The organism is Nocardia sp. NBC_01327, assembly GCF_035958815.1.
In the GTDB taxonomy this organism is placed as follows: Bacteria; Actinomycetota; Actinomycetes; order Mycobacteriales; family Mycobacteriaceae; genus Nocardia.
Window position 1 is genome coordinate 4522588 of the sequence record NZ_CP108383.1, and the last position, 18611, is coordinate 4541198.

General features: G+C 66.5%; 15 protein-coding genes. 8 read left to right on the forward strand and 7 right to left on the reverse strand.

Annotation, left to right across the window (positions count from 1 at the left end; translation table 11 throughout):
* The first annotated feature begins 1 nt into the window (after position 1).
* From OG326_RS20645 to ald, 5 genes are all read left to right on the forward strand, one after another.
* Positions 2-1543, forward strand: a complete 1542-nt coding sequence (locus OG326_RS20645) for a flavin-containing monooxygenase (protein WP_327146287.1) — start codon at positions 2-4, stop codon at positions 1541-1543.
* Complete coding sequence (locus OG326_RS20650) at positions 1540-3120, forward strand: flavin-containing monooxygenase (protein ID WP_327146288.1); 1581 nt, start codon at positions 1540-1542, stop codon at positions 3118-3120. Before OG326_RS20645 ends, OG326_RS20650 begins: the two co-directional genes overlap by 4 nt.
* A 13-nt stretch (positions 3121-3133) precedes the next feature.
* Positions 3134-3706, forward strand: a complete 573-nt coding sequence (locus tag OG326_RS20655) for an SRPBCC family protein (RefSeq protein ID WP_327146289.1) — start codon at positions 3134-3136, stop codon at positions 3704-3706.
* Positions 3703-5310, forward strand: coding sequence for a flavin-containing monooxygenase (locus OG326_RS20660; protein ID WP_327146290.1), 1608 nt, complete (start codon positions 3703-3705; stop codon positions 5308-5310). Before OG326_RS20655 ends, OG326_RS20660 begins: the two co-directional genes overlap by 4 nt.
* Before the next feature lie 201 nt (positions 5311-5511).
* Entirely contained in the window at positions 5512-6618 is a 1107-nt protein-coding gene (ald, locus tag OG326_RS20665; RefSeq protein ID WP_327146291.1) for an alanine dehydrogenase, read from the forward strand.
* Between the two features lie 43 nt (positions 6619-6661).
* Here the strand turns inward: ald and OG326_RS20670 are convergent, their stop codons facing one another.
* Positions 6662-7165, reverse strand: coding sequence for an Lrp/AsnC family transcriptional regulator (locus OG326_RS20670; RefSeq protein WP_327146292.1), 504 nt, complete (start codon positions 7163-7165; stop codon positions 6662-6664).
* A 105-nt stretch (positions 7166-7270) separates the two neighbouring features.
* On the opposite strand from OG326_RS20670, the gene OG326_RS20675 reads away from it, so the two are divergent.
* Both OG326_RS20675 and OG326_RS20680 read left to right on the forward strand, forming a co-directional pair.
* The gene (locus OG326_RS20675; RefSeq protein ID WP_327146539.1) at positions 7271-8524 is read left to right on the forward strand and encodes a cytochrome P450; all 1254 of its coding nucleotides are present in this window, start codon (positions 7271-7273) and stop codon (positions 8522-8524) included.
* Between the two features lie 96 nt (positions 8525-8620).
* Positions 8621-10057, forward strand: a complete 1437-nt coding sequence (locus tag OG326_RS20680) for a lipase family protein (RefSeq protein ID WP_327146540.1) — start codon at positions 8621-8623, stop codon at positions 10055-10057.
* Positions 10058-10085: 28 nt separating this feature from the next.
* Here OG326_RS20680 and OG326_RS20685 read toward each other — a convergent pair whose 3' ends face one another.
* The 4 genes from OG326_RS20685 to OG326_RS20700 form a co-directional block, all read right to left on the reverse strand.
* Positions 10086-11237, reverse strand: coding sequence for an FAD-dependent oxidoreductase (locus OG326_RS20685; protein ID WP_327146293.1), 1152 nt, complete (start codon positions 11235-11237; stop codon positions 10086-10088).
* 139 nt (positions 11238-11376) lie between these two features.
* A complete protein-coding gene (locus tag OG326_RS20690; RefSeq protein WP_327146294.1) occupies positions 11377-12072 on the reverse strand; it encodes a TetR/AcrR family transcriptional regulator in 696 nt (231 codons plus the stop codon).
* 25 nt (positions 12073-12097) lie between these two features.
* A complete protein-coding gene (locus OG326_RS20695) occupies positions 12098-12517 on the reverse strand; it encodes an NUDIX domain-containing protein (RefSeq protein WP_327146295.1) in 420 nt (139 codons plus the stop codon).
* 254 nt (positions 12518-12771) lie between these two features.
* A complete protein-coding gene (locus OG326_RS20700; RefSeq protein WP_327146296.1) occupies positions 12772-13419 on the reverse strand; it encodes a TetR/AcrR family transcriptional regulator in 648 nt (215 codons plus the stop codon).
* A gap of 201 nt (positions 13420-13620) precedes the next feature.
* Here OG326_RS20700 and OG326_RS20705 point away from each other — a divergent pair, with 201 nt between their 5' ends.
* Positions 13621-15507 carry a CocE/NonD family hydrolase gene (locus tag OG326_RS20705; RefSeq protein WP_327146297.1) on the forward strand — a complete coding sequence of 629 codons (1887 nt, stop codon included), beginning with the start codon at positions 13621-13623 and terminating at the stop codon, positions 15505-15507.
* Between the two features lie 29 nt (positions 15508-15536).
* On the opposite strand, the gene OG326_RS20710 is transcribed toward OG326_RS20705, so the two are convergent.
* Both OG326_RS20710 and OG326_RS20715 read right to left on the reverse strand, forming a co-directional pair.
* The gene (locus OG326_RS20710; protein ID WP_327146298.1) at positions 15537-17132 is read right to left on the reverse strand and encodes a GMC oxidoreductase; all 1596 of its coding nucleotides are present in this window, start codon (positions 17130-17132) and stop codon (positions 15537-15539) included.
* 55 nt (positions 17133-17187) lie between these two features.
* Complete coding sequence (locus OG326_RS20715; protein ID WP_327146541.1) at positions 17188-18417, reverse strand: lipase family protein; 1230 nt, start codon at positions 18415-18417, stop codon at positions 17188-17190.
* Positions 18418-18611 lie beyond the last annotated feature (194 nt).

Genomic DNA, 18611 nt, shown 5'->3' on the forward strand with positions numbered 1-18611 from the left:
CATGAACGACACAGATCAACCGCAGTACGAGGTCGCCGTGGTCGGCGCGGGACCGGGCGGCATCGCGGCCGGGGTGAAACTGCGCCGGGCCGGTATCGACGACTTCATCGTGCTCGAGCGTGCCGGCGAGGTCGGCGGCAGCTGGCACGAGAACCACTATCCCGGTCTGGGCGTGGACATTCCGGCGCTGGCCTACCAGTACTCGTTCGCCCGCAAGGCGACCTGGAGCCGGGTGTTCCCGCTCGGCCCGGAGGTCAAGCAGTACCACGTCGAGGTCGCGCACCGATTCGGTGTGCACGAGCGGGTGCGCTTCGGCGCCGAGGTCGAGCGTGAGGAGTGGGACGACGACACCGGCTGCTGGCGACTGCATCTGGCCGATGGCAGCACCGTGACCGCCCGCTTCCTCATCAGCGCGGTCGGCGCGTTCGTACGCCCCAGGGCCGATGTCGACATCCCCGGCGCGGCATCCTTCAAGGGCAAGGTGCTGCGGCCCAGCGAGTGGGACCACGAATACGCCCTGTCCGGCAAGCGTGTCGGCATTATCGGCACCGGAGCCAGTGCGGTGCAGATCATTCCGTCGATCGCCCCCGAAGTGGGGGAGTTGACCGTCTTCCAGCGCACGCCGGTATGGTCGCTGCCCAAGCCGGATTTCCGCATTCCCCCTGCGCTGCACCGGGTTCTGGCCGTGCCGGGACTTCAGCGGGCGGTGCACGGCGGTGCGCTGGTCGTGGTCGACCTGGTGCTGCGCGCCATTGTCGGCATGCCGGGCGCCGTGGTGCATCCGATCATGAATCGTTTCGACGCCGGTTGCCAGGCGCTGTACAAGCGCTACCTGGCGCGAGTGATCGACGATTCGGCGACGCGGGACGGGCTCACCCCGCACTTCGGTGTGCTCGCCAAGCGCCCGACGCTGTCCAACAGCTATCTGCGCGCCTACAACCGCGACAATGTCGCGCTGGTGACCATACCCATCGAGAAGATCACCCCCACCGGCGTCCGCACCGGCGACGGCACCCTGCACCGCTTCGACGCACTCATCCTGGCCACGGGATACGAGGTGTTCTCCGACCCCGAGACCTACCGTCCGGGAACGGTACTGGGCCGCGCGGGATTCGATCTGGCGAAGTTCTACACCGAGCAGGGCCTGCAGGCGTATCAGAGTGTGTCGGTGCCCGGTCTGCCGAACCGATGGACCCTGGTCGGCCCGTATTCGTGGACCGGATCGGGATGGCATGCCTTCGTGGAGATGACCGCCGATCACGCGGTGCGCGCCATTACCGAGACCCGCCGGCGCGGGGCCCCGTGGTGCGAGGTCCGCGGGGAGGCCGCCGCGGCCTACCACCGCCAGGTGCACCGGCGCGGTGCGGCGCTGCGCTACTACCTGGCCGACCTCAACGGCCATGTCCCGACCTACTACCGCAATTCCCAGGGCGACAGCACCTATGTCCGCCCGTCCGGATTCTTCGAGGCGAGCCGGGGCAATCGCCGCTTCCCGCTCGACGACTACCGCTACGGGAACACAGTGAAGGACAGGGTCCGATGAGCGCCACCCGCACACCGTCCTATGAAGTGCTGGTCATCGGCGCGGGTTTCGGCGGTCTCGGCACCGGGACCGCGCTGCGCCGCGCGGGCATCGAGAACTTCCTGATCATCGATAAATGGGATCGGGTCGGCGGCACCTGGAATGCCAATACCTATCCGGGAGTCGCCGTCGACGTTCCCTCGCCGATCTACAACTTCTCCTTCCAGCAGCGCTCGCACTGGTCGCGATTCTTCGCGCCCGGCACCGAGATTCAGCGTTATGCCGAGGAGGTGGCCGATCGTCAGGGGCTGCGCGGCAAACTGCGACTGGGGTGCGGCGCGACCGAGGCGCGCTTCGACGAGGCCGCCGATCTGTGGCGGGTGCGCACCTCCGACGGTGCCGAGCTCTCCGCTCGATTCCTGGTGAGTGCGGTCGGGGCGCTGGAACAGCCGAAGCCGCCTGCCATCCCCGATATCGACACCTACAGCGGCACGCTCATGCACACCGCGCGCTGGGATCACTCCCGGGACTACCGGGGCAAACGGGTCGCCGTCATCGGCACCGGAGCCACTGCGCTGCAGGTGATTCCGAAGCTGGCCGAACAGGCGGCACAGCTGACGGTGTTCCAGCGCACCGCCATCTGGGTCGCGCCCAAACCGGACTTCCCCCTGGGCGCGGCGGGCAATCGGATGCTCGACTTCCCACCGGCACAGCAGGCGGTCCGGCTGATCGGCAATGTCGCGGTCAACGCCTTTCTGGGCCTGGGCCTGGCGCTGTCGGACTATCCGCGCCTGACCTCGGCGGTGCTGGGCACCGGTGAGGCCGTCCTGAAGGCCTACCTGTTCACCCAGATTCGTGACCGGACCCTGCGGCGCGCGCTCACCCCCACCTATCGCCTCGGGTGCAAACGGCCGTCGATATCGAATGCCTACTTCCGGACCTACACCCGCCCGCACGTGGACCTGATCACCACACCGATCGAGCGGTTCACGCCCGGCGGCATCCGCACCGAGGACGGTGAGCACCGGGAGTTCGACATGGTGGTGACCGCCACCGGATTCCAGGTCATGGACAAGGGCGCGACGCCGCCGTATCCCGTATACGGCTGCGGCGGAATCGAATTGGGCGAGTTCTGGGATACGCACAAGTACCAGGCGTACGAGGGCGTATCGGTGCCCGCCTTCCCCAATATGTTCCACATTTTCGGCCCCTACGGGTATGCGCCCGGTTCGGTGATCCCGCTCATCGAGGCGACCGCGGCGCACAGCGCCCGGGCGATCGGGGAGGCGCGGCGGCGTGGAGCCACCCGGGTACAGATCCGCCAGGAACCGCACGAGGAGTACTTCGCCCGCATGTACGCCCGCAACCGCAACACCTACCTGTTCAAACAGGGCTGCGCCGATTCACGCACGTACTACATCAACTATCAGGGCGACGGCCCGGCCTTCCGCGCCACCACCCAGGCCGGAATGTACTGGAGCAACCGGCATTTCCCGCTCGATCACTACCGGTACACCACCTCGCGAACCGCTGTGTCCGAACTCGGCGGCGAAGCACAGCCCGTGGGCGCTTCGCGGTCGCCGATCACCCACCCCTGACCCGGAGACCATCATGACTCTCACCTCATTCCTGCATACGCAGCACACCGCATCGACACCGGTGGACGACTCCGTGTTCGACAGCGCCGCACTGGTGTTCACCATCGAGGGCACCTTCGACGCACCCGTGCGGGCCGTCTGGACCGCCATCGACGACGACCGCGCCTGGAGCTGGCTGCCGTTCCCCGGCGTCGGGGTGCAGTACGACTCGCCTGCGCGTGGTGTCGGCGTGGTGCGTGAAATGGGCTCGGTGTTCGCGCCGTGGCGTTTCCTCTGGGTCGAACGCGAACACTTCTGGCGGTACGAACCCAACCAGCGCATCACCTTCGGTGTGGTGAGCGGCAATTGGATGCAGTACCTGCTGGTACGCCAGTACGCCGAGGACAAGACCTTCGCCGACCTCGGTGACGGCCGGACGAAGGTGGTGTGGACCGTCGCGGTCACGCCGCGCCTGCCCCTGCGTTTCTCCACCTGGTTCCCGTCGGTATGGCGCACCGCCTACCGGTTCGGCGGCGTGGGGCCCTTTTTCCGCCGTCGCGTCGACGCCGTCGCACGCCAGCAGCAGACCGAGGAAGGTGTCAAATGACCCGAAGCAATGGACGCACTGCCGAATTCACCGGCACCACCGAATCGCCGCAGTACGAGGTCGTGGTGATCGGCGCCGGAATCGGCGGCATCTGCGCGGGAGTGAAACTCCAGGAGATCGGGATCGGCGATTTCCTCATTCTCGACCGCGTGGGCGGGCTCGGCGGCACCTGGTACAGCCACAGCTATCCCGATGCCGGCTGCGATATCCCCAGCACCACCTACCAGTTCTCCTTCGCCCGCAAACCCGACTGGGACCGGCTCTTCGCCAAACGCGATCAGATCCTGGAATATCTGGAGCAGGTCGCCGCCGACTACGACCTGCCGCGCCGAATGCGCTTCCACACCAGCATCATTCGCGAGGAATGGGATGAGCAGCAGGCGCTGTGGCGGCTGCACGTGGACTCCGGTGAGGTGATCACCGCACGCTTCGTGATCAGCGCCGTCGGCGCGTACATCAATCCGAAGACGCGGCCGAACATTCCCGGACTCGACTCCTACACCGGGGTTTCCATGCATCCGGCCCACTGGAATCACGAGTACGACTTCACCGGTAAGCGGGTCGGCATCATCGGCGTGGGCGCCAGCACGATGCAGATCGCGCCGAAACTCGCCGCTCAGGTCGCGCGTTTGGATATCTATCAGCGGACCCCGCAGGTGTACCTGCCGAAGCCGGATTTCGTACTGCGCCCGTGGATGCAGCGGCTGCTCGCCCTGCCGGGTGGCTCCGCCGTTGCCAATGGACTGGCGCAGGCGGTTGTCGATTCGCTGCTGCGATTCGCGATCTACACACCGGCGCCGGTATGGAAGGCCGGTGCTCGCGCAGTCGACTTCCTGGGCCGCCATGCGTACTCGGGCTGGGTGCGATACAAGGTGAAGGACAAGAAGACCCGCGAGGTGCTGCGCCCGGGCTTCGGCATCGTGTGCATCCGAGGTGGCGCCGGCGGTGAGTATCTGCCCACGCTCAATCGTGAGAACGTCGATCTGATCACCACGGGGATCGCGGAGATCACGCCGAACGGAATCCGCGCCGCGGACGGTACCGAGCGGGAAATCGATGCGTTGATCGTGGCGACCGGGTACGAGGTGTTCTCCGATCCGGAGAGTTACAAACCCGGAACCGTCATCGGCCGTGACGGTTTCGACCTCGGCGTCTTCTACAACACCGAGGAGCTCAAGGCGTACTACAGCACCTCGGTCGCCGGTATTCCGAACCGCTTCCTCATGATCGGCCCGTACTCCTGGACCGGCACCGCGTTCCACTATTTCGTGGAGAATTCCATGCGCCATATCGGCACGGTCATCGACGAGACCCGCCGCCGTGGCGCGGTCACCGTGGAGGTGCGGCCGGAGGCGCAGGAGCGGTTCCATCAGGGGGTGATCCGCAGCGGACGAAATCTGTCCTACTACTTGGAAACTCGATGCGAGGGCTCCAATACCTACTTCGTGAACTCGCAGGGTAAGTCGCCCTACATCCGCCCCTGGTCGCTGGTGAAGACCTATCGCAAGGCCACGCGCTTCGACCGCGAGGATTACCGGTACGGCCAGCGGGTCGAGGTTGATGTCCCCACCGCTGTCTCGTCCGCCGAACTGGCGCGAGGCTGAGCCCGGACAGGCAATGCCGAGGCGCCGAAGATGATTCATAGCATTGGTGCGAATCGGGGCACGTATCGAATGTGTTGAGAGAATCATCTGGATGTATAGAAGTATGTTCATCCTTCTTGTATGAGTTCCGCAGTTTCTTCACACTCACTCCTGAGGCGGCAGTGGCCGCGCTGAGAGCTCGAGACGACGTCAGGAGTGCGTGTGAAGATCGGAATCCCGCGGGAAGTGAAGAACCACGAATACCGGGTCGCGTGTACACCGGCGGGTGTGCACGAGCTGGTCGCCCGGGGTCACGAGGTCTATATCGAGGCCGGCGCCGGCGCCGGATCCAGCTTCGAGGACGGCGCCTACGGCTACGCGGGCGGGCGGGTGCTCGATTCCGCCGACGAGATCTGGGGCACGGCGGATCTGGTGCTCAAGGTGAAAGAGCCGGTCGCCGAGGAGTATTCGCGCATGCGGGCGGGCCAGACGCTGTTCACCTACCTGCATCTGGCCGCATCCAAGGAGTGCACCGATGCGCTGCTGACCTCCGGTATCACCTCCCTCGCGTACGAAACCGTCACTGCCGGTGACGGTTCGCTGCCGCTGCTCGCTCCCATGAGTGAGGTCGCGGGCCGATTGGCTCCGCAGGCGGGTGCGTACCACCTCATGCGCAGCGGTGGCGGCCGCGGTGTGCTCATGGGCGGTGTGCCCGGCGTGCGTCCCGCGAAGGTCGTGGTGCTCGGCGCGGGTGTGTCCGGCCGCAATGCCATTGCCGTCGCACACGGTATGCACGCCGACGTCACCGTGCTCGATCTGAATATCGCCCGCATCCGAGAGATCGACGACCTGTACCGCGGGGCGGTGCGCACCGTCATGTCCAATCGCCTGGAGGTGGAGAACCTGGTGCGGGAGGCGGATCTGGTGATCGGCGCGGTACTGGTGCCGGGCGCCAAGGCCCCGACGCTGGTCTCCAATGCGCTTGTGGCGCAGATGAAACCGGGCTCCGTGCTGGTCGATATCGCCATCGACCAGGGCGGCTGCTTCGAGGATTCGCACCCCACGACCCACGCCGACCCGACCTACCGGGTGCACGATTCGCTGTTCTACTGCGTGGCGAATATGCCCGGAGCCGTGCCCCACACCTCGACCGTCGCGCTCACCAATGCCACGCTGCCCTACGCGATTGCGCTGGCCGACAAGGGCTGGCGCGGTGCGGTGGCCGCCAATGCGGGCCTGGCAGCGGGCTTGAGCACGCACGCCGGGGCACTGCTGTCGGAATCGGTCGCGGCAGCGCACGGCTACCTGGTCGACACTCTTGCGGCCTAGTCTCGAAAAGGGCAGTGCCGCAGAGGGTTAGCGAACCGCCCGGTCAGGAAGCGACTCCGCCCGGCTGGACGTGCTCGAAGATCAGAATCGTCTGAGTGGACGCGACCGCCGGGTGCGCACTGAGGTGCTCCAGCACGAATCGGCGCAGCTCACCGGAATCCGCGGTGGCAACGTGGATCAGGTAGTCGTCCACCCCGGCGACGAAGTAGACGTTCTCCACCTCCGGTAGCGCCGCCATCTGCTCGCCGAATTCGGCCAGGTGGCCGCGCGCCCCGGAATGCACCCGCACCGCGATGATGGCCTGCAGATCGCGCCCCAGGGCGGCCGGATCTATATCGGCGTGGAATCCGCGAATCACCCCCGACTCGACCAGTGCGCGCACCCGCCCGAGACAGGTCGAGGGCGCGATGCCTGCGAGGGCGGCGAGTGCGTTATTGGTGATCCGGCCGTCCCTGGCCAGTTCACTGAGCAGCAGCCGGTCGATGGCGTCGAGCGAGACGCGAGGGCGAGGCGCGGCCGGAACCACGGGCGACGAAACCTTCCTCATGACCCGAAGAGTACCGAAGATCATTCGCTGCTACGGGGTAGAAGCAGAGGAATCTTCGAGGCTCCAAAACATTACGTAGTAGGCTGTTATATATTTGACGTGGTGATGCGCGAAGAGAACGTCAGGCCCGATCTCCCCGAGGGATTCGATGTCACCGATCCGGAGATGTGGGCGCGGCGGGTGCCGGCCGAGGAGCTGGCCGAGCTGCGCCGCGTCGCGCCGATCTGGTGGAACCCGCAGGCGCGGGACATCGGCGGTTTCGACGATGCGGGATTCTGGGTGGTCACGAAACATGCTGACATCAAAGAGGTCTCGCTGCGCGATGCGGAGTTCTCCAGTTTCGAGAACACCGCGATCCCGCGTTTCAACGACGATATCCAGCGCGAGCAGATCGAGCAGCAGCGCGCCTCACTGCTGAATATGGATGCCCCCGAACATACGAAGCAGCGCAAGCTGATCTCGAAGGGCTTCACCCCGCGGGTGATCGGTGCGCTGCGTGCGCAATTGGCGGCGCGCGCCCACTCGATCGTGCAACGCGCCGCCGAGGCCGGGTCGGGCGATTTTGTCACGCAGGTGGCCTCGGAACTTCCGCTGCAGGCCATTGCCGAGCTCATCGGCATCCCGCAGCAGGATCGGTCGAAGATCTTCGAGTGGTCCAATGCGATGACCGGCTACGACGATCCGGAGTTCGACGGCGATCCGCTCACCGCCGCCATGGAGATCATCGCCTACGCCTATGCGATGGCCGAGGAGCGCAAGGGGCATCCCGCCGACGATATTGTCACCGAACTGGTGAATGCCGATCTCGACGGCGAGGCGCTCAGCTCGGTCGAGTTCGGCTATTTCGTCATCCTGCTGGCGGTGGCGGGCAATGAGACCACGCGTAATGCCATCAGCCACGGCATCATCGCCTTCCTCGACAATCCGGATCAGTGGGAGCTGTTCAAGAAGGATCGCCCGAGCACCGCCGTCGACGAGATCATCCGCTGGGCGACGCCGGTCAGCCTGTTCCAGCGCACCGCGCTGGTGGATACCGAACTCGGCGGGGTGCGCATCGCCGCGGGGGAGCGGGTCGTGCTGGTGTACCGGTCGGCGAATTTCGACGAGGAGGTCTTCGACGAACCGAAGCGGTTCGACATTCTGCGCGATCCCAATCCGCATCTGTCCTTCGGCGGCACCGGCGCGCACTACTGTGTCGGCGCGAATCTGGCGCGGCTCGAGATCGCGCTGATCTTCGACGCCATCGCCACACACGTCCCCGAGCTGACCAAGCTCGCCGATCCGAAGCGATTGCGGTCGGGATGGCTCAATGGCATCAAGGAGTTCCGCGTCGACTACGGGACCAGCCCCGTGAAATGAATTCGCCCACACGGCGGCCCCGCGCGCGGTAGCTTTGCCTTCGATATGGGGATGCGGCTCCGGAGTTGTTCGGGGCCAAGGGAAAACAGGGTGAGCATGGCTGGGAAATCGGCGCTGCGGCGTGGTCGGCGCGCATCGGGTCTGTTCGCGATCGTCGCGGTCACCGTCGCGATCGCGGCGCCGCTGGCGGGGGCCGACGAGCCGGATCCGGGTGCGCCGGTTGCCGATTCGGTGGCCGGGTCCGATGCCTCGGCCGATGCGTTCTACGATCCGCCGGCCGGGTACGAGTCCGAGGCGCCGGGCGCCATCCTGAAGAGCCGGCCGATCGTCGCCAAGGCGCTGGAGCTGTTCCCGGTGAACGCCCAGGCATGGCAATTGCTGTATCGCACCACCGACGCCGACGGCAATCCCTACGCCGCGGTCACCACGGTCCTGATTCCGGACGGACCCGCGAAACCGCGCCCGCTGCTGTCCTATCAGATGGCCTACGACTCCATTGCGCGAGACTGTATGCCGTCCTACTCCCTGCAGCACTCGAGCCCGTTCGACCTGCTCGACCCGGCCAGCCAGTCCGGCTACGCCCTGCCGCCGTGGGAAATGGCTTTCGCCGCTTCGGGATTGGCGCAGGGCTGGGCGGTCGCCATACCGGATCCGGGCGGTATCGACGATCGATTCCTGACCCCGCGCGTCATGGGATACACCACGCTCGACGGGATTCGGGCCGCGGAGAATTTCGCGCCGCTCGGCCTGCCCGGCGCCGATACCAAGACGGCGCTGTGGGGGTACTCGGGCGGCGGCATCGCCACCAGCTGGGCGGCGGAATTACAACCGGACTACGCACCCGAGCTGAATATCGCGGGCGCCGCGATCGGCGCTCCCGTCGCGGATCTGGGCGCGGCGCTGCATTCGGCGAACGGGCGCCTGCTCGGTGGACTGATCCCGATCGGAGTCGCTGCCCTGGAGAAGGATTCGCCCGAGGTGGCGGCCCGGTTGGGCACCTATCTCACGCCCGCCGGTCAGGGGATCGTCGCCGCGGCGGCGTACCAGTGTGTGGCGCGCAATGTCGCGACGAACCTGATGCTGACCGTGCCGACCCTGCTCAATGCGCCGCTGGACACCGTGCTCGCCGATCCGGTCATCCATCAGGCCATTGCCGAACGATCCCACGGCGCGAGCACTCCGACCGCGCCGGTCTACCTCTACAACGGCGTCAATGACGAGGTCAGTCCGATCGGCCCGGTGGACGCGCTGGTCCAGAACTATTGTGCGCACGGCGCATCGGTGACCTATACCCGCGATGCCTTCCCCGATGTCATCAGCGACCACACCATCGTCGATGTGACTGGCGCCGGTGGCGCCTTCGCCTGGGTGCGGCGGGCACTGTCGGACCCGCAGCCGGTGCAGCCCGCCGGATGCACGACCGATACTGTCGCCTCCACGCTGCTCGATCCGGCCGGACTGGCCGCGCTGCCCGACTTCGCGGCGGGCACCGTGGAAACAATGCTCGGACAGGCGCTCGGCGCGGGCCGCTGACCGCAGCGCATCATCATCGCGATTTCGCTTATGCCCCAGCGGTTTCGACGGCGGCGAACATCTCGACGAGAGACTGGGGTGCGCGGCCGCTGAAGATGCTCGCGAGCGATTCGGCGGAGTCGCGCGCGGCAGCCTCTGCCCGCGGGAAGAGCGTCTGCTCATAGGCGCCGAGGGCGGCTTCGATATCCCCGGGGTGGGCGGCGAGCGCCAGGGCGAGATCCGCGCCGTCGATCATGGCGAGGTTCGCTCCTTCACCCGCGAACGGCGACATGACGTGCGCGGCATCACCGAGCAGCGTGACACCCGGAACGCGTGACCAGCGGTGGTCCACCGGCAGTGCGTGGATCGGTCGCGGCACCAGCGGGCCGTCGGCGTCCGTGATGAGATTGCGCAACGCGGGAGCCCAACCGGTGAAGTCCTGCAGCAGAGCAGCTTTCGCGGCCGCCGTATCGCCGAAGTCGAGCGTCGCGAGCCAGCCTTCGGGCGCGCGGCGGGCAACGTAGATATGCAGGCTGCCGTCGGATTCGCGATGGGCGAGAAAACCTTCGGCCCCGTCGATGGCGAAACACATACCGCCGCCGACGAGTTGAGCGGCCTCGGGGTGGCGACTGTCGGCGTCCGCCAAATCCATTTCCACGAAGGAGATTCCGGAGTAGGCGGGTTGTGCGGTCGAGAGCAGCGGCCGGATGTGCGACCACGCGCCGTCCGCGCCGATCAGCAGATCGGTGGTCACGACGGCGCCGTCCGCCAGGGTGACTTCATGCCGTCCGGCGCCGAGTGGGCGGGCGCTCATCACCTTGCTGTTCCAGCGCACAGCCGACACCGGCAAGGCGTCGAGGAGTAGATCGCGCAACTCGCCGCGATCGATCTCGGGCCGACTGCCGCTGCCGTCATCGAATTCCTCGAGCAATACCCGGCCGTCGCGGTCGAGCACGCGCATATCCTCGCCGCCGGGATGGACCTTGGCGCGAAACGCCTCGTACAGCCCGGCCGCCCGGAGTGCGCTCTGCCCGGTCTCCTCGTGGATATCCAGCATGCCGCCCTGGGTGCGGGCCTGCGCCGAGGCGTCCAGGTCGAGGATGAGCGCATCGATCCCATGGACGTGCAGGACGCGCGCCAGGGTCAGGCCGCCGAGTCCGGCGCCGATGATCAGGACGGGGTGGTGGGTGGTGGTGTTCATGGGTTGGCCTGCCTTCCTGGTGACGAACTCTCGCTGACTTCCACAGCGTAACGAACATGTTCGTTACGAACAAGTTCGTTGTGGGCTACGCCACGTCCACATGCTGAGATCGGTCTCGGATGTGGGGCGGGCAGCGCCCTCAGTGCGGGCGGGCGGTGTTCTGAATGCCCGTGATCAGCATCTGAAAGGTCCAGTTCAGCCGGTCCTCCGGTGAGCCGGACACCAGATCGTCGTGCAGCGCCGCGATGCGGGGATGCGAGCGGTCCGCCGCGGTATCCAGGGCCTGCCGCAGCGCCGCGTCCTCATTGCCGGTGACGGCGGTATCGCGATCGCGCACGGACTGCTCGACCGCGGTGGCCGTCGCGACCTGCAGCAGAATGTCGACGCCCCACGCGGCCTGACCGTCCGGCACGCCGCCCGCGCGCAGCAGCGTGAGCAGGTTCTCCAGGACGGCCAGATAGTGCGGTCCGGACGGCCGGGCCGTGAGCGCGGACTGCGCCAGCGCGGCGTGCCGGATCAGCACCTCCGTATAGGAGATCAGCACCGCGACCAACCGGTCACGCCAATCCTGTGCTGCGGCAACCGGACTCAGCGCCACCTCGCCGAGAAACACGTCCAGGATCGCCGCATGCAGCTCGGCGGTATTCGCGACGTAGACGTACAGCGAGGCGGGACCGGTATCCAGTTCGGCCGCGAGGCGGCGCATGGTGAGCCGCTCCAGACCCTCGCTGCCGACCAGCGCCACCGCGGTGCTGACAATCCCGTCGTAGGTCAGCGCGGGTTTGGCGGGCCGTTCGCGCCGGCTCTTGCGGGGTCGCGCGGTCGGTGCATCCATGCACCGACCTTAGCGAACATGTTCGTTATCGCTCGCGATACGCCGTGAGAATGCGGCGGATCGAGGGTGTCACGGGTAGTTCACCATCGAGCGGCAGCCAGCGGTAGCTGCCGTAGTTGGTCAGGCGGATGGGGCCGACTCCGGCCACCTCGGCCGCGAAATGCTCCCGGCGCACCGGCGTTCCGGCATTGGAGAGGTAATCGAAGCCGCCGAGGTGCGCCACGATATCGACCACGGTCAGGCCGGTTTCCTCATGGACCGCGCGGGCCACGGCCGCGGCGAGCGCCTCACCGGGGCGCACGGTGGTGCCGGGCAAGCTGAGTGGGCTCAAGCCCTGGGCATACTCTTCGCGCTCCAAGAGCAGTACCGAGCCTTCATGCTCGAGGACGACGCCGATTCGCAGCGCGACTCCGTCGGCAACCGCTTTCTCCTGTAACTCGATCAATACCGGCTCGCCTATCGACTGCCGGGGAGAAACTTCGAAATCCCACACTTCACACCCACATCCCGTACGGCCGGACCGCTTCGACCGGCACACATTCCACGCTACCGCTGCAGAAACGCTGGACGGCAAGGCTATCCGCAATTTCGGCGCATCTTCGCCGAATTGTTGGGCGGGTCGGAAAGTTTTGCGAGTCGGCTATCGGTCGCCTGAGGAGCGATCGAGGTCTTCCGTCTCGGAAAGCTGTCGTGGGTAATCTACGCCCCGGTTTCGCCGGTGATGTCGATCGGAGCCGACTGCCCGGCGAGGCTGCGCGCGAGCGTCGCCTGCAGCCCGCCGATGGTGTAGGTGGTGATCCAGTCCACGAGTTCGGGACCGGTAATGGCCACGCGGTGCGAAACGCGACTCGCCTCGATGGCCGAGCCCCACATCAATGCCGCGAGTACCGGTCCGAGCGGTCCCGGATCGCGGCCGTTGCGGCGCAGGGTGTCCTCGACGATATTCGCGATGGCGTCGATGAGCGTATCGAGCAGTCCGTGGCCCAATTCCGGATCCGGGCCGTCGCCGTTCATGACCGCGGAGACGATGGCGGCGCCGTTCGGATTCTCTTCGCCGTAGCTCAATCCGGCACCGAGGGCCGCCTGCACCATCTCGGTGAGTTCGCGGCCGGGCAGCGTTTCGTAGACCGGCAGCAGCGTGGTCTGCATGACCGCGGCCTCGCGCTGGAACAGTCGCCGGAACAGATCCTTCTTGGATCCGAAGTGCGCGTACAGCGTGGGCTTGGTCGAATTCGCGCGCAGCGCAATGGCATCCATGCTGGTGGCCTGATAGCCCAGCTCGGCGAAGACCGCGCAGGCGGCGTCGAGCAGTTCGTCATCGGTAGGTCGGCGCTGTGTGGGTGGCATCGGTACCAGCGTCTCATGGGCGAAGCGGCCCGCCACCGTGCAGTCCCGGTGCTCAGCTGCCGAAATCGAGTGCTTTACTTCGAAGTAAAGCTGTGTCAGGGTTGTGCCGGTCACACGGGTTGTATCGATGTGACGCACAACAACTTTGGAAGTTCTGGGTGGTGCGAAGTGGCTCCTCGTCGGTGGAGAACCCTGGTCGGCATGATTTCCGTGGCGGTGGTGTGCGCATTCGCGCCGCCCGCGGTCGCCGGTGATCCGGATGCGCTCAGTGCGCCCGGATGGGCAGGCGCGGGGCAGCAGACCACCTATCCCGGCGTGGCCGTCGAACACGACGTTCCGCTCACCATGAGTGACGGAACAGTGTTGAAGGCCAATGTGTATCGGCCCGCCGACGATCAGGGCCGGGCGATCGACACCCCGTTCCCGGCCATCGTGACCATGACCCCGTACACCAAACTCATGAGCGATCTGACCGCCGATATGAGCGGTCCGCTGGCCGGGCAGATGGGCATCACCCCGGAACTGGTTCGCGCCGGTTATGTCGAGGTGGTCGCCGATGTGCGCGGCACCGGCTTCTCCGAGGGCGTCTGGGATGTGCTGGGCGCTCGCGAACAGGCGGACACCCTCGAGGTGATCGACTGGGCGTCCCGGCAGCCCTGGTCGAACGGCAAGATCGGCATGACCGGCGCGTCCTATCTCGGCATCACCGCCGTGCAGGCGGCCGCGCATCGACCGCCCGCGCTGAAGGCCATCCTGCCCATCATTCCGGGCTCGGATCTGTTCCGCGATATCGTCGGCACCGGTGGTGCGATCGGCATCGGATTCATGCCCATGTGGCTGAGCCTGGTCAACGGCTTGAAGTGGGTGCCCGATCTGCAAGCGTTGCTGCAGGGGCGATTCGACGCCAAGTGGCTCTCCGGCCGACTGGCCGATCCGGCCACCGAACTGCCGCAGCTGTTCCAGGCTCTCTCCTCGCCGGACCTGTCCAATCTCCCGCCGTCCACCGTCGATCTGGCCGGATACAGCGACTGGTATCGCGAACGGCAATCCGATCCCAGCCGGATTCAGGTGCCCACCTTCGTGGTCGGCGGCTGGCACGACATCTTCGCCAATAGCGAGCCCAAGATCTACGATGCGATTCCGCTGCCGCCGGGGGAGAAGCAGCTGGTTATGGGCAATGGTTATCACGCCACCGCCACAGTTGATTTCGGTTCGCCCGGTGCGCCGCCCCAGATTCCGGCGTTCCAGCGCGCCTGGTTCGACAAGTGGCTCAAGGGAATCGACAACGGCATCGACTCCTACGGTCCGGTGACGCTGTATCAGCAGGGCGGCGGCTGGCGGACGACCGACAGCTTCCCGCGGCCGGATCTGAATTACGAACGCCGTTATCTGACAGCCGATTCCAGTACCAGCGCACCGCACGCCGTGGCCGACGGCAGCCTGAGCGCAGCGCCGACCACCACCTCCGCCCAGCTGACCGTCGCACCCGGTGTTCGCGGGGTCTGCTCCCGGCAGGCGTCGGAGGGTACCGCCGGTGTGGCGCTCATCCTGGGTAGGGGATGCGAGCTGGATTCGCGATTCGCCGAGGCCGAGGCGCTGACCTTCAGCACCGCTCCCGCCGAGGCGCCCACGGCGCTGTCGGGCCCGATGAACCTGCACCTGAACACGATCCTCGACGCCACGGACGGATTCTGGGACGTCTCGGTGAACGACGTTGCGCCGGACGGCACCTCGACCGTCATCTCCAGCGGCCAGCTCACCGCCGCCCTGCGCGCCGTCGACCCGCAGCGCAGCACCCGCACCCCCGGCGGTGACTACATCGAGGCGTACCACCCACTCGACGTCACCGCCCGTGACCCGCAGGTACCGGGTCGGCCCACCACCCTCGATATCGGCCTGCTGGCCACGGACGCCGTCATCCAACCCGGCCACCGCCTGCGGATCGACGTCTACGCGGCCAGCATCCTGCGCGCCCTGCCGCTCGGAGTCACTATGCGCGACAGCGGATTACGGCCGCAGCATGTGAATCTGGATCCCGCCGAACCGAGCTTCGTCACCCTGCCGATCCAGGGCCGCTCCGGCTTCTGAACGCTTGGCCGAGGGTTTCGGGCCGCGGGTCAGATGACCGTTCCGACATCGTGTGCGACCAGCTGGTCGAGCGCGCGTTCCACCACGGCGGCAATGGTCATCGATGGATTGCACGCGGCGGTATTGCCCGGCATGAGTGCGCCGTCGAGGACGTACAGGCCGCGCTGGCCGTGGACGCGCCCTTCCAGATCGCACACCGGCCCCATATTCGCGCCGCCGATGGGATGCCACGTCGAGGAGAACAGGGCATTGGTGTCGGTCAACATGCTTGCGGCACCGGCGATTGTGTGTGCGGCGGGCCCGATGTGATTGTCCTGGATGTACGCGTCTCCGTCCGGTGGCCAGTACAGGCTCGCGTCGTCCTTCGCCGAATCGTAGGTGAATCGACCGCGTCCGTCGCTGACGCCGTATCCGACCATCATCGTGCTGTGCGGGTCGATGGGCAGCGGCGGAATGGAGGCTTGGATGAGGGTGTGCGCGGCGTGCGGATCATCCCAGTTCAAGCTGCCGTATACGACGGGACCACCCTGGGCCGTACCGAATTCCGCCGTAGGGTCGGTCCATACGTAGATTCGGTCGGCATTGGTGCCCCACCCTCGGCCGAGCTCGTCGGGTAGATCGGGGATCTGCTCCTTGGCGCCGGCCCGGACCAGCAGTTTGGTGGTATTGAGACTGCCCGCCGCCAGGACCAGCGCCTGGGTGGTGAGAATCTTGTTCTCCAGCACCGTGCCCGAGGTATCGAGTCGATCGACATGAACGACCCAGCGCCCGTCCGGTCCGCGTTCGATATCGGTGACCCGGTGCAGCGTCTCGACCGTCACCCGCCCCGTCGCCTCCGCCGCGGCGAGATACGTGACATCGACCGAGTGTTTGCCGCCATTGTTCACGCCCAGCGCGCCGTCGCCATTGGTGTACGACGGCTTCATTTCCCCGCGCAGTTCGGCCAGCGCATAGTTCCAGTCGATGGGCATGGGGATCTTCGACAGCGGAAGTCCGGCCTGCTGAACATGATCGGCGAAGACCCGCGCCGCGGAGTAATTCGAACTGGCGATCAATTCGTCGGGCGCGACCGCGAGGCCGAGCATGCGCGCCACCCTCGGATAATGCACGCGATCCATTGCGGCCCAGTCGAGTTCCGGCGGGAAATGGGTAGTGAACACTTCCTCGGTGGGCTGTAGCGACATGCCCTGATAGATCAGTGAGCCACCGCCGACACCCGCCGCGCACAATGCGGTCATATTCTCGCCGGGAACCGCCTCGATCAGTCCGGTGTACGGCTCGAAGGCGAGCGGCTGCCCGAACAGATTCGGGCTCGACTCGAACCACAGTGCCCGCTTGTCCAATGCCGAAGCGCGCGGAAAGGTTTCGGCGTTCGGACCGGTCGGCCAGCGCCTGCCCCGTTCGAGCACCAGGACCGGAACCCCGGCCTCGGCCAGCCGGAGCGCGGTGACACCGCCGCCGAATCCGGACCCGATGACGACCACCCGATGATCCTCGCGGGTGAGCGGAATGCTGTTGACCCGCGCCGCGATTCCCGTCGCGCGGCCGGCGGTCCGGGCGCCGATCAACAGGGCTCCCGCGGCGGCGGCGCCGGTCAACACTGACCGTCGCGTAATTACTGACATATCGCACTTTCCTGGTGATAAAGACGAAGCTTCGGAGCTGTGTGCCGAGGTGCGGTCAGTCGAAAGTGCAAGCGGCAACAGGCTTGTCGTCGAGCCGATCGACAAGATAGGAAACGGCGCTGTCGCCGGTGAATCCGTCGATCAACTCGGGACCGAAATGATTGGCGAAGGTGGTGCCCGGCAGGATCGATGGCAGTTGATCGGTCCGGAAGGTGACCCTCGCGCCCTGCGCGCACCAGTCCTCGGCCAACTGCCGAGCCTGTCCGTAGGGGATGGTGTCATCGTTGATGCCGCTGGTGATCAGCACCGGGCTGGCCGGTTCCAGCGCGCCGATGCGCTGATCGTCGAGAACCTGATCCGCCTCCGGGATCGACCGCAGATGATCCAGTAGCGGCCTGCCGTCGATCGTGAGATCGCTGGTGCGCAGGAACGGCTGCTTGAAGATGATGTCGCCGACGCATTCGGTGCTGAGCGTGTCGAGCAGTGCCCGTCCCGCCGGAGTCGTCAGCTCGTGCACCGACTTCTCCAGCGCGGGATAGCGCGCCACGAACCCGTTGATGGCGAATCCGATTGCGCCACCGATGAGATTGCCGTCGATCTGAGCCAGCACCCGCTTCAGATCAGCGACCGGAGCGCCCGCCCAGGTGCCCTTCAGGTTCAACTCCGGTGCGTAGGCCGGCTGCAGTTCGGCTGCCGCCGCAGTCGCACCGCCGCCTTGCGAATAGCCCCAGAGCACCAGCGGCGTGCCCGGACCGGTGCCGGCGAGATTATCGGCGGCACGGGCGGCGTCGAGGATGGCGTGCGCCTCCTCGACCCGATTCACGAAGGTGTGCACGCCGGGTGTACCCAGGCCGATGTAGTCGGTGACAAAGACACGAGCGCCCAGGTTGTTCCAGGTCGCCGCGGAGATCGCCTCCTGATTCGCCGATACCGACAGCGGATCGGTGGACAGCGTGACGCCGGTGCCGAAGGCGACCGAGGCCGCGCATTGATCACCCTGCCCGGCGGTCCCCGGCCCGATGACAATGGTCGGCCGCGCCCCGGATCCTTGCCATGGCTGCGTGGGCTCGATGTAGGTGCCGCTCACCGCGACCGGAGTCCCGTCCTGTGTCCGCGAGGTGTACATGACCAGCTGCGCGGCCTCGGGCCACCGGCCCCCACTCGGCGGCGCCGCGAACACCGTCATCGGTTGCGTCTTGACGATCGCCCCCGGTTCTGTCGCGAATTGTGCTGGGGGAGTGTAGAAATCGCTCACCGGCGCGGCCGTGGCCGCCGGTGCTGTCATCCCGATCGCCGCGAGCGCGCCGACGCACAGGACGGTGGCCAGTGCGGCGGTGCACCGGCGTGGCGGCAGTGTCCTCGGGCGAGGCCGCTGCCAGTGGTGTGGCTGCATAGAGAGGTCTCCGTGTGAATTCGCTCGATGTCGATGCGCGACCTGTGGGATCGCAGCGTCCGCGTGAGTAACCTGGTTACTGCGGT